The 11,551-nt window shown below is 72.7% G+C and carries 10 protein-coding genes and 1 riboswitch; of the genes, 9 read left to right on the forward strand and 1 reads right to left on the reverse strand.

Annotated features, from left to right (window positions below):
* Positions 1–4 precede the first annotated feature (4 nt).
* Positions 5–123: riboswitch (FMN riboswitch) on the forward strand.
* Positions 124–213: 90 nt separating this feature from the next.
* The 4 genes from pnuC (at position 214) to A4A78_RS15655 (ending at position 2,682) form a co-directional block, all read left to right on the forward strand.
* Positions 214–921 carry a nicotinamide riboside transporter PnuC gene (gene pnuC, locus A4A78_RS15640; RefSeq protein WP_062950852.1) on the forward strand — a complete coding sequence of 236 codons (708 nt, stop codon included), beginning with the start codon at positions 214–216 and terminating at the stop codon, positions 919–921.
* Between the two features lie 73 nt (positions 922–994).
* A complete protein-coding gene (locus A4A78_RS15645; RefSeq protein ID WP_062950854.1) occupies positions 995–1,258 on the forward strand; it encodes a phosphoribosyl-ATP diphosphatase in 264 nt (87 codons plus the stop codon).
* 76 nt (positions 1,259–1,334) lie between these two features.
* The gene (gene hisG, locus A4A78_RS15650) at positions 1,335–2,192 is read left to right on the forward strand and encodes an ATP phosphoribosyltransferase (RefSeq protein WP_062950856.1); all 858 of its coding nucleotides are present in this window, start codon (positions 1,335–1,337) and stop codon (positions 2,190–2,192) included.
* Between the two features lie 7 nt (positions 2,193–2,199).
* Complete coding sequence (locus tag A4A78_RS15655; protein ID WP_010551580.1) at positions 2,200–2,682, forward strand: PH domain-containing protein; 483 nt, start codon at positions 2,200–2,202, stop codon at positions 2,680–2,682.
* A gap of 240 nt (positions 2,683–2,922) precedes the next feature.
* Here the strand turns inward: A4A78_RS15655 and A4A78_RS15660 are convergent, their stop codons facing one another.
* The gene (locus A4A78_RS15660; RefSeq protein ID WP_062950858.1) at positions 2,923–4,107 is read right to left on the reverse strand and encodes a DUF3866 family protein; all 1,185 of its coding nucleotides are present in this window, start codon (positions 4,105–4,107) and stop codon (positions 2,923–2,925) included.
* Between the two features lie 67 nt (positions 4,108–4,174).
* Between A4A78_RS15660 and A4A78_RS15665 the strand changes: the two genes are divergently transcribed.
* From A4A78_RS15665 to A4A78_RS15685, 5 genes are all read left to right on the forward strand, one after another.
* The gene (locus A4A78_RS15665) at positions 4,175–6,217 is read left to right on the forward strand and encodes a WYL domain-containing protein (RefSeq protein WP_231881073.1); all 2,043 of its coding nucleotides are present in this window, start codon (positions 4,175–4,177) and stop codon (positions 6,215–6,217) included.
* Between the two features lie 129 nt (positions 6,218–6,346).
* Entirely contained in the window at positions 6,347–6,661 is a 315-nt protein-coding gene (gene tatA, locus A4A78_RS15670; protein WP_062950860.1) for a Sec-independent protein translocase subunit TatA, read from the forward strand.
* 146 nt (positions 6,662–6,807) lie between these two features.
* A complete protein-coding gene (gene tatC, locus A4A78_RS15675) occupies positions 6,808–7,638 on the forward strand; it encodes a twin-arginine translocase subunit TatC (protein WP_062950861.1) in 831 nt (276 codons plus the stop codon).
* Positions 7,635–8,600 carry a diacylglycerol kinase family protein gene (locus A4A78_RS15680; RefSeq protein ID WP_062950862.1) on the forward strand — a complete coding sequence of 322 codons (966 nt, stop codon included), beginning with the start codon at positions 7,635–7,637 and terminating at the stop codon, positions 8,598–8,600. Before tatC ends, A4A78_RS15680 begins: the two co-directional genes overlap by 4 nt.
* Entirely contained in the window at positions 8,597–11,551 is a 2,955-nt protein-coding gene (locus tag A4A78_RS15685; RefSeq protein ID WP_062950864.1) for an RNA helicase, read from the forward strand. Before A4A78_RS15680 ends, A4A78_RS15685 begins: the two co-directional genes overlap by 4 nt.

An 11,551-nucleotide genomic window follows, 5' to 3' on the forward strand; every position in this document is an offset into this window, starting at 1 on the left:
CTGTGACGTGCTCCGGGGTCGGTGAAAGTCCGAGCCGGCGGTGACAGTCCGCGACCCGCATCCTGCGGTGGAGCCGGTGGAATTCCGGCACCGACAGTACAGCCTGGATGAGAGGCGCACGTCCCGCAGGTCCCGGGACGGCGCACGCCTCCCCGAGCCCCGCAGGCAACCCTTTTCCCCCGGAGCCACTGCATCCGAGGTGAAAGGACCGACATGGATATCCTGCAGTGGCTCTTCGACGCCAAGATCGAATTCGGCGGAGGCCAGTTCCTCCTGCTCCGCGAGGTGCTCGGCAACGTCTTCGGACTGCTCAGCGCGCTCGGCGGCATGCGCCGCAAGGTCTGGGCCTGGCCCATCGGCATCCTGGGCAACGCCCTGCTGCTGACCGTCTTCCTCGGCAGCGTCTTCGGCAACCCGAACTCCGTCGACCTGCTCGGCCAGGCCGGCCGACAGATCATGTTCATCGCCACCAGCGTCTACGGCTGGGTGCGCTGGCGCCAGGCGAAGCACGAGGACGGCACCGCCGTCGAGCCCGTCTGGGCCTCCTGGGGCACCCGCGCCCTGCTGCTCGTCGTGCTCGTCGGCGGCACCGCGGCGCTCACCCCGCTGTTCCGGGCGCTGGGCTCCTACGAGCCGGTCTGGGCCGACGCCTGGATCTTCATGGGCAGCCTGCTGGCGACCTTCGGCATGGCCAAGGGCTGGGTCGAGTTCTGGCTGATCTGGGTCGCGGTCGACCTCGTCGGCGTGCCGCTGCTGTGGAGCGCCGGCTACTACGCGAGCGCGTTCATGTATCTCTTCTACGGCGCGTTCACCCTCACCGGCTTCTTCGTCTGGTGGCAGGTGCGCCGCCGCCGCGACGAGGAGGCCGACCGGGTCACGGTCGAGACCGCGCACCTGGACCCGACGGTCCGCCGCGGCTGAGCCGCGGGCGGGCCGCGTGCCCGGCAGGCGGTCCGCACCGCGGAGCACCTGCCGGGACGCGTACCCTGGTCCCGTGAAGGATTTCGAGGCACTGTTCGCCGAGCTGACCCAGAAGGCACGCACCCGACCCGAGGGATCGGGCACCGTCGCGGAGCTCGATGCCGGCGTCCATCAGATCGGCAAGAAGATCGTCGAGGAGGCCGCCGAGGTGTGGATGGCCTGCGAGCACGAGTCCACCGTCGACGCCGCCATGGAGATGAGCCAGCTGCTTTACCACCTCCAGGTCATGATGATCGCCAAGGACATCTCCCTCGAGGACGTCTACCGACATCTCTGAGCCGGCCCCGCGCCGCTCGCCCCCCGACTTCCCGTCCCACCCGTCTCGAGGCCGCCGCATCGGCCGAGGAGGATCCGTGCTCCGCATCGCCGTGCCCAACAAGGGCGCCCTGTCCGACCCCGCCGCCGACCTGCTCCAGGAGGCCGGCTACCGCCGCCGCGGCAACTCCAAGGAGCTGGTCGTGGTCGACGAGGACAACGGGGTGGAGCTCTTCCATCTGCGTCCCCGGGACATCGCGGTGTACGTCGGCTCCGGCACGGTCGACGTCGGCATCACCGGCCAGGACATGCTGCTGGACTCCCGCACCCCGGCCCAGGAGATCCTCTCGCTGGGCTTCGCCCGCTCCACCTTCCGCTTCGCCGCGCCCGCCGGGACGCACAGCACCGTCGAGGAGCTGCAGGGCTCCCGCATCGCCACCAGCTACGAGAACCTCGTGGAGGACTACCTCGCCGAGCGGGGGATCAGCGCCGAGGTGGTCCACCTCGACGGCGCGGTCGAGTCCTCGATCCGCCTCGGCGTCGCCGACGTGATCGCGGACGTCGTCGAGACCGGCACCACACTGCGCGAGGCAGGTCTGGAGCCCTTCGGCGAGGCGATCATGACCAGCGAGGCCGTGCTGTTCTCCCGCCCCGGCATGGAGCTGGACGACGAGGCGCAGCACGCGCTCGAGGTGCTCGAGCGGCGCATCCGCGGCGTGCTCGTCGCCCGTGAGTACGTGATGCTCGACTACGACATCCCCTCGGCGCTGCTGGAGCGGGCGGTCGAGATCACCCCCGGCCTGCAGTCCCCGACCGTCTCTCCGCTGCACGGCGGGGAGTGGTCGGCCGTGCGTGCCATGGTCGACAGCCGCTCCGCGCACCGCATGATGGACGACCTCTACGAGGCCGGCGCCCGCGCCATCCTGGTCACGGCGATCCAGGCCTGCCGCATCTGAGATCCCGATGAGCAGTGCCGCAGGGACCCCGGGCCGCGACGACGCACGCGCCGTCGAGGTGTTCCGTCCGCGGGCGGTGCGCTGGGCCGCCTACATCACCGCCGTCATCGTGATGGCCGGGATGATCGGCGGCGCGGTCATGATCACGAGCTTCCAGCTCGGCGGACGGCTCGGCCTGCTCATGATCGGCCTGCTCATCGCGCTGTTCTGCCATCTCGAGGCCTCGGTGCGCGTGGTCGCCCGTCCCGACGGGCTCGAGGTCCGCAACCTCATGCGCACCCGTACCTTCGAATGGCCCGAGGTGCTCGGGATCAGCTTCCCGATGGGCGATCCCTGGGCACATCTCGACCTCGCGGACGGGCGCACCCATCCGCTGCACGCGATCCAGCGCTACGACGGGGAGCGGGCGATCTCCGCCGCGCACCGCCTTCTGCACCTGGTCCAGGAGCGCGGCGAGGCCCACGGCGAGGGCGACGCCCAGCGCGGCTGACGCGGATCGCACGGCCGACATGGATCGGTCGGCCGGAAGGGCAGTTGTTCGACCTCAGGTACCGCATTCCTGGTATCTCACGTCGAAGAACCTCGCTGGACGGCCCCGCCGGCCGCGGCGCAGGGCAGCACGGCAAGTTGTTCGACGTCGGGTACCACTTTCCTGGTACCTCACGTCGATCAACTCCGTCGGTCGCCTGTCCCCGGCAACTCCGTCGGGCCCATGCCGGCGCCGAGGCGTCTAGCGCTTGGTGCCGCCCTTGGACTCCTTCGGGCCCTTGGACTCGCCCTTCGCGCCGCCCGAGCCGCCGCCGGCGCCCCGGACCTGCTCGGCCGCGCAGCGCCCGGCGAGAGCCGCGTACTGGAAGGAGGCGTAGTCCTCGGCGACGGTCCGTCCCATCGTGGTCATCCGCACGGGCATCTCCTCGAGCGCATCGCGCAACCCCTTGGCGTCGACCTCGGTGAGGTGGTGCAGCACGCCGCGCTTCTTCGCCGGCTTCAGGATCGTGCTCTTGACCTGTTTCCGCACTGACTCATGAAAAGAGTTGTATCGGGAGTCGGTGCGGGGGAGCACCGGCAGGTGCACCGGTGCGAGCAGCGCCCGCCCGTAGGCGGTGGAGGAGTGGTGGGACAGGCCGCGGTGCCGCGCCCGCTCGTCGGCCTCCGAGACCCGCAGGGTCGCGATCGGCACGCCGCCGAGCACCGAGGCCGCGTGGAGCGACTCCGCCGTCTGGATGCCGGAGAAGCCCCAGCCGGTGCCGGTGCCGAGATTGCCCGGGCCCTGGATCACGATCGCGACGTCCGCGCCGACCACATGCCGGGCGCCCAGCAGCGCCGAGTGGACCGTGACCGCCTCGAGATCGCCGCCGAAGGACTGCCCGGCGCTGATCACGGCGGTGAGCAGGCCGGCCTCGCGCAGCCGGGCCGCGCTCCTCGAGTAGACGGCGGGCAGCGCCGCGGCATCGGTGTGCACGTAGGCGATCCGGGCCGAGCGGCGCCGCGCCCGGATCCCGGCGACGATCGCGGGGAGGGAGGAGTGCAGGTCCGCGACCACCACGGGCATCCCGTCGATGCCGGTGGCCTCCCGGACCGTCTCGTAGTGCTCGCTGTCCGGGTCGTCGAGCGCGTCGACCATTGTCTGCATCGGCGTGTAGCGGGCCTTGACCATGTGGCCTCGCACCTCGGCGGCCTCGGGGAGCACCTCGGTGCGGGCCACCACCATGGCGTCGCCGCCGGTGCCGAGCTCGCGCCGCACGGCGTTGGTGTTCAGCAGCACCTGCTCGCCGGCGCGCGGGCGCCCGGTGAGCTCCTCGTAGGCGATCGCGCTCAGCGTCCCCGCCCCGTCGTCCAGTTCGATCTCGAGCCGGTCCACTCCGGGCCAGGAGCTGGTCACGGCACTCACGGTGCCCCGTTCCCATCGCAGCATGGCCCCAGCCTAGAGGCGCGCGGCGGAAGCTCCGCATCCTGTGATCCCGTCCGGCTAGTCTGGGCGGGTGGCTTCGAAGAACGTGGAGAGACTGCTCAACGTCATCATGACGATCGGCTCGCGACGGCGGATGGACCGCGCGAAGCTCTTCTCCGTCATCCCCGACTACGCCGAGGCGACGTCCGAGCAGGCCGCGGAGCGGATGTTCGAGCGCGACAAGGCCGCGATCCTCGAGCTCGGGCTCCCGCTCGTCGCCGAGCGGGACGTGCTGGACGAGAACACCGTGCACTACCGGATCGACGCCTCGCCCTCCACGGCGGTGCTCGATCTCACGACCGAGGAGTACACGGTGCTGCTCGCCGCGAGCCGCGCCTGGGACGACGCGACGGCCGGGGGAGCGGCCCGGCGCGTGCGCGCGAAGCTGCTCAGCCTCGGCCACGACGCGGACCCCGACCTGCTGCGGCGCACACCGCGCGGCGCCGTCGAGTCCCTGCCCGTGCTCTCCCCGCTGCTGGACGCCGTGGTGACCGGGCGCTCGGTGCGCTTCACCTATCGCGGCACGCACGGCGCCCCCGCGCAGCGCCATGTCGAACCGTGGGTCGTCGGCGTCCACGACGGGCACTGGTACGTCTACGGCCACGACCGCGACCGCGACGCGCCCCGCGTGTTCCGCGCCTCCCGGATCGAGTCCTTCCCGGCCGAGGGCCCCGCCGCGAAGGCGCCCCGCCCCGACGACATCGACCTCGCCGACGTGCTCGATCGGATGCTCGACAGCGACGACCGGGCCTCCGCGCTGCTGCAGGCCGCCCCCTACAAGGCACTCGCCCTGCGCGACCGCGCCGTCGCCCCGCTCGAGGCCGAGCAGCTGCGCCTGCCCGAGCTGCCCCGCCCGGCGACCCGCCGCCTGGTCCTCGCCGACGTGCGCTGGGTCGAGCTGCTCGAGCCCGCCGCCTGGCGCGCCGAGATCGCCGAGGTGCTGGAGGCGGTCGCCGCGCGCCACGAGGACCCCGCCGAGCTCGACGCCCTCGAGGCCGCCGCGCCGCGCCCCGCCCCCCGGATCCGGGTGAGCCCGCAGAGCGGCGACCACCTCTCGCGCCTGATCTCCGCCGCGTCCTTCGTGATGAGCCGCGGCGAGGCGGACCTCGCCGAGCTCGCCGAAGCGCTCGGCGTCAGCGAGAAGCAGCTGGTCGACGACCTGCAGGTGCTCTTCGTCTGCGGCGACATGGGCGCCGGCTGGGAGGACCTCATCGAGGCGGAGTGGGAGCACGGCACCGTGCGGGTGCGCAATGCGGAGCCGCTGCGCCGCGCCCTCAGCCTCAGCGCCGTCGAGATCACGGCGCTGCTGGCCGGGCTCGCCGCCCTCGAGCCCGCCGCGGGCGAGGCGGAGCAGGTCGTCGACTCCGCCCGCGCGAAGCTGCTGGCCGCCATGTCCGGCGAGGCACCGGCCGAGGGTGCCCCCGCCCCGCCCGTCCCGCGCCGCGAGGAGATCGCCGAGGCCCTCTCGGCCGACGAGCGGGCCGCCCGCACCGCCGACCGCGCCGAGACGGTGCTCGCTGCGGTGGGCGCCGCGCTGCGCGCCGAGCAGGGCACCGACGAGGCGACGCTGACCATCCGCTACTCCTCGACGGACCGCTCGGGCACGAGCGTGCGCAGGATCCGTCCCGAGCGGATCGAGTCCGACGGGGCACGCTCCTATCTCGTGGCCGACTGCGAGCTCGCCGGCGGCCGCCGCCGCTTCCGCCTGGACCGGATCGTGGAGATCCTGCCGGAGGGGACCCCGATGAGCAGGCCCGCTCCCGGGGTCGATGCCGACCTCTCCGGCCGCGTCGAGGGCGCGGTGTGGCTGCGACTGGAGCCCGCCGGGCACTGGATCGCCGAGTCCTTCGCCGCGGCCGAGCTGCGTGACGGCAGGGACGGCCCCGGCGAGGACGGCACGGACGGTGCCGGTGGCGGCGCGACCTACGCGCGCCTCGAGGGCCCGGTGCGGGCGCCGCTGGTGGACGCGGTGCTCGAATCCGCCGGCGCCGCCGAGGTGCTGTCCCCTGCCGCGCTCAGAGACACGATCGTGACTGAGGCGCGCGCGGGCGCTGCACGTCACACCCCTCGCTAGGCGCTACCCTGGGACGACCCGCCGTGCGGTGGGCCGAGCCGTCGCCGTGGCGGCCCGTCCGGCGCCCAGTCCGCTGTGGGATGATGGGCGCGCCTGCGCTGAGTCATGGCGCTGTTGAAAGGGACTTCCATGAACTTCTTCCGCAACCCCTGGGCGATCGTGCTGCTGATCGTGCTCGTGATCCTGCTGTTCGGGGCCAACAAGCTTCCGGGACTCGCGCGCAACATGGGCAAGTCCATGCGCATCTTCAAGAGCGAGGTCGAGGAGATGCGCGGCGACGAGAAGCGCGGGGACGACGAGGACGAGTCGGATCGTCCCGCCCGCTCCGACCGCGCTCGCGACGACCGCGAGTACGACCCCCGCGACCGTGACGTCCGCGAGGACCGCGACCGCGAGACCGTCCGCGCCCCGCGCGAGGACGACGAGCCCTACCGCCGCGACTGAGCTCCGCGCCGGGACGGGGCAGGGCCGTGCGCCCGTCCCGTCCTGCCGGGCTGGGAGGAAACTGATCCGTGGCGAGTGATACACAGGGACGCGACCAGGCGCAGGGCGCGCCCGCGACGAAGAGGGGACGCGACCCCGAGGGACGCATGTCCCTGGGCGAGCACCTCACCGAGCTCCGCAACCGCCTGGTCATCAGCGCCATCACGGTGCTGGTGCTCTCGGTCGTGGGCTGGTTCCTGTTCGACTGGGTCTTCGAGGCGCTCAAGCGCCCCTTCACGCTCGCCGCAGAACAGGGTCTGCAGGCCGATCTCAACTTCCGGGGTGTCGGCACCGGTCTGAACGTCAAGCTGCAGATGTCCGCCTATGTGGGCCTGCTGCTCTCGTCCCCGATGATCATGCTGCAGATCTGGCTCTTCGTGATGCCCGGCCTGCACAAGAACGAGCGGCGCTACGCGATCGGCTTCTTCGGCTCCGCGATCCCGCTGTTCTTCATCGGCTGCCTCGCCGGCTACTGGGCGGTGAACCAGCTCGTCCCTGTGCTGCTGAGCTTCACGCCGCAGGCCGATGGGGTCGAGCAGCTCATCAGCTACGACGAGTACCTCTCGCTCCTGGTCAAGACCATGCTCGCCTTCGGCGTCGCGTTCGTGGTCCCGGTGGTCATGGTGCTGCTGAACTTCATGGGCCTGGTCAGCGGCCGCGCGATGCTGAAGGCCTGGCGCTGGATCATCTTCCTGAGCTTCGCCTTCACCGCGGTCATGGTGCCCACGCCCGAGCCGATCACCCTCATCGCGATGTCCGCCGCGATCGCCAGCCTCTTCTTCGGAGCGATCGTCATCTCGATGCTCCACGACCGCCGCCAGGCGAAGCGCAGCGGCGACGAGGACCTCGACGACGACGAGGCCAGCCGCATCGACGACGAGGTCGAGAAGATCGACGGCCCCTCCCGGCTCGACGAGCCCGACGAGGGCGGCCGGTGACCAGACTCCGCGTCGGCCTGCTCGCGAACCCCACCGCCGCCCAGGGCACGGCCCATCGCGTGGGACGACAGGTGGGGCATCTGCTCCATCTCGCGGGCATCTCGGTCGTCGACCTCTCCGGTCCCAGCGCGCATGTCGCCCGGGCCCGGGCGGAGGAGGTCCGCGACTCGCTGACGGCCCTCGTGGTGGTGGGCGGGGACGGCACCGTCTCGCTCGGCGCCGAGATCGTCGCGGGCACCCCCGTGCGGCTCGGGATCGTGCCAGCCGGGAGCGGCAACGACTTCGCCCGCGCCCTCGGCCTCAGCGTCAACGACCCCGAGGAGTCCACCCGCGCGCTCCTGCACGCGCTGTCCCGCCCGGTCGTCACCATCGACGCGATCGAGGTGACCTCCGCGGGGGAGAACGCGCTGCCGCACCGCTCCCTCGCGCTCGGCAACGTCAATCTCGGCTTCGACGCGATCGTCAACGCCCGCGCCAACAGCTCCCGCGCCTCCCACACCGTGCGCTACACCGCGGCCGTGCTGCGGGAGATGCCCACCTTCACCCCGCTGCCGTACTGGCTCGAGATCGACGGCGGCGAGCGGTTCGAGATCGACGCGCCGCTGCTGTCCCTGTGCAGCTCCGGGGTCTACGGTGGAGGGATGCAGATGGTCCCGGACGCCCGCATCGACGACGGGCAGCTCGAGCTGCTGAGCATCGAGGGACTGGGCAGGCGCGATCTCCTGCGCTTCTTCCCCCGCGTCTTCAAGGGCACCCACACCGAGCTCGAGGGCGTGCGCGTCCGCCCGGTGCGCGAGGTGACCGTGGGATTGCGCCACGGCCGCTCGCTGCGCGCCTACGCCGACGGGGAGGCCCGCTCCCTGCTGCCCCTCACCGCGCGCGTGCTGCCCGGCGCCGTGCGCCTGCTCGCCGATCTCTCGGCGCTGCGCGGCGAGAGGGCGGTCGACGGGGGAGCTCAGTGACCTCGCCCGCAGAGCGCTACGCGGCGTGGGCCGAGGAGAAGCGGCGGGAGAACTCCGAGCTCACCGCCTTCACCGCCCGATACGACTTCGCGCTGGACGTCTTCCAGCTCGCCGGCGGCCGCGCCCTCGAGGACGGCCGCTCCGTGCTGGTGGCCGCTCCGACCGGCGCCGGCAAGACCGTCGTCGGCGAGTTCGCGGTGCATCTCGCGCTCGCGCAGGGCCGGAAGGTCTTCTACACCGCACCGATCAAGGCCCTGTCGAACCAGAAGTTCGGCGAGCTCGCGGACTGGCTGGGCGCGGAGCGCGTCGGCCTGCTGACGGGAGACACCTCGATCCGGCCCACCGCCGAGGTGGTCGTGATGACCACCGAGGTGCTGCGCAACATGCTCTACGCCGACTCCGACCTGCTGGACGGGCTGGGCTTCGTGGTGATGGACGAGGTGCACTACCTCGCCGACCGCCTGCGCGGCCCGGTGTGGGAGGAGGTCATCATCCACCTGGACCGCTCCGTCCAGCTGGTCGCGCTCTCGGCGACGGTCTCGAACGCCGAGGAGTTCGGGGCCTGGCTCCAGGAGGTGCGGGGCGAGACCTCGATCATCGTCTCCGAGACGCGGCCGGTGCCGCTGTGGCAGCACGTGATCGTCGGCGAGGAGCTGCTGGACCTCTTCGTCGATGCCGACGGGGAGGCGGTCGTCTCCCACGGCCCCGGCGCCCGCAGCGATCGGCAGGTCAACCCAGAGATCGAGCGGATCACCTCCTTCTCACTGCCGGTGGACGAGCGCAGCGGGGGACAGCGCGGCCGCGGCTATCGCGGTCGGAAGGGCACCCGCGGCCGTCACCGTCCCCGCGGCGCCGGACGCCACGGCTCGCCGCGCGGCGAGCGGGGCGGGGACCGGCGCGGCGAGCACGAGGGCCCGCGCCACCACGGCCCGGGCTCGGGACGTGACGGCTCGCGCCACGACGGCGGTCGGCACGGCGGCTCTCGCGGCGGGGCCGGTGGCCGTCCGATGCGCCGCCCCGAGGTGGTCGAGGTGCTCGACGACGCCGCGCTGCTGCCCGCGATCGTCTTCATCTTCTCCCGCGCCGGCTGCGAGGGCGCCGTCCAGCAGTGCGCCCGGGCCCGGCTGCGCCTGACCGACGACCACGAGCGCGGCGAGATCCGCGCCGTCCTCGACGAGCGCCTGGCCGAGATCGGCGTCGAGGACGAGGAGGTGCTGGGCCTGCACGCCTTCCGCCGCGCCGTCCTGGACGGCTACGCCGCCCACCACGCCGGGATGCTGCCGCTGCTGAAGACCGTCGTCGAGGAGCTCTTCGCCCGCGGACTGCTCAAGGTCGTCTTCGCCACCGAGACCCTCGCCCTCGGCATCAACATGCCGGCCCGCTCCGTGGTGCTCGAGAAGCTCGTGAAGTTCAACGGCGTCGAGCACGCCGACCTCACGCCGGGGGAGTACACCCAGCTCACGGGACGTGCGGGACGACGAGGCATCGACACCGAGGGGCACGCGGTGATCGTCGGCGGGCCGCGCTTCGACGCCGCGGCCGCCGCCTCCCTCGCCTCGCGCCGCACCTACCCGCTGCGCTCCGCCTTCCGGCCCACCCCGAACATGGCGGTGAACCTGCTGGACCGCTTCGACCTCTCCCGTGCCCGAGAGACCCTCGAGACCAGCTTCGCCCAGTTCCAGGCGGACCGCTCCGTGGTGGGGCTCGCCCGGCGCGCCCGCGAGCTCGAGGACACCGTCGAGGACTACCGCGCGGCGGTCACCTGCGAGCGCGGCGACCTGCTCGAGTACGCCGGGATCCAGGAGGCGATCAGCGCGCGGGAGAAGGAGCTCTCCCAGGCCCGGGCCGCCGCGGACCGCGACCGCACCCGCAGCGTCCTTGGCGACCTGCGACGCGGCGAGATCATCGCACTGCCCGGTGGGAAGCGCCGCGGCTACGCCGTCGTGCTCGACGTGGACCGCCACGTCCTCGGCGGCCCCCAGGTGGACCTGCTGGACACCGAGGGACGCCGCCGGAGCCTCCGCCCCGGGGACGTGCCCTCCCCGCCCGCGGTCATCGACACCCTGCGCCTGCCGCGTCCGGAGGCGCTCGGCAGCGGCAAGGTGCGCAAGGACACCGCCTCCGCGCTCCGACAGCGCCTGGCGGGCCAGGACGACGACGCCCGCCGCGAGGTGCGCCGGCGCGCCGGCCGCACCCCCTCCACCGCCGCCCAGGACCCCCGCCTGCAGGAGCTGCGCGCACAGCTGGCGGAGCACCCCTGCGCCGCCTGCCCCGACCTCGAGTCGCATCTGCGCTGGGTGGGCCGGTGGCGGAAGTCCCGCGGCGAGCTCGAGGGTGTCCAGCGCCGCATCAGCGGACGCACCAGCTCGCTCGCCCGACGCTTCGACCGCCTCACGGACCTGCTGCTCGAGCTCGGCTATCTGGAGCACGCGGGCGAGGACGGGGAGGAGCTCGTGCCCACCGCGAGCGGGATGCGGCTGCGACGCCTGTTCAGCGACCGGGACCTGCTGATTGCCGAATGCCTCGAGCACGGCGCCTGGGACGGTCTGGACGCGCCGGGGCTCGCCGCCGTGGTCTCCGCCGCCGTCCATGAGACCCGCCGTGACGACCGTGCGCCGGAGCTGATCCCCGATCCCGCCGTCGGCGCGGCGCTCGAGGCCTCGAGCAGGATCGCCGCCGAGCTGCAGTCCGCCGAGGCGCGGCACGGCATCGACCCGACCCTCCCGCCGGATCCCGCGATCGCGGCGATCGTGCACCGCTGGGCGCGCGGCGCGCACCTGGCCGCCGCGCTCGAGGGCAACGACCTCCCGCCGGGCGACTTCGTGCGCCACTGCCGCCAGGTGATCGACCTGCTCGACCAGCTCACCGCCGACGAGCGCCTGGGCAGGACCGCGCGCGCCGCGATCGACGGCGTGCGCCGCGGCCTGGTCGCCCAGGAGATCGGCCGATGA

The sequence above is a fragment of the Brachybacterium sp. sponge genome (genome assembly GCF_001613775.1).
Taxonomy (GTDB): Bacteria; Actinomycetota; Actinomycetes; order Actinomycetales; family Dermabacteraceae; genus Brachybacterium; species Brachybacterium conglomeratum.

What these genes read in the sequence shown, in the direction of transcription:
- pnuC (WP_062950852.1), top strand. Translation starts at nt 214, where the DNA reads ATGGATATCCTGCAGTGGCTCTTCGACGCCAAGATCGAATTCGGCGGA.
- A4A78_RS15655 (WP_010551580.1), top strand. Translation starts at nt 2,200, where the DNA reads ATGAGCAGTGCCGCAGGGACCCCGGGCCGCGACGACGCACGCGCCGTC.
- A4A78_RS15660 (WP_062950858.1), bottom strand. Translation starts at nt 4,107, where the DNA reads ATGCTGCGATGGGAACGGGGCACCGTGAGTGCCGTGACCAGCTCCTGG.
- tatA (WP_062950860.1), top strand. Translation starts at nt 6,347, where the DNA reads ATGAACTTCTTCCGCAACCCCTGGGCGATCGTGCTGCTGATCGTGCTC.
- tatC (WP_062950861.1), top strand. Translation starts at nt 6,808, where the DNA reads ATGTCCCTGGGCGAGCACCTCACCGAGCTCCGCAACCGCCTGGTCATC.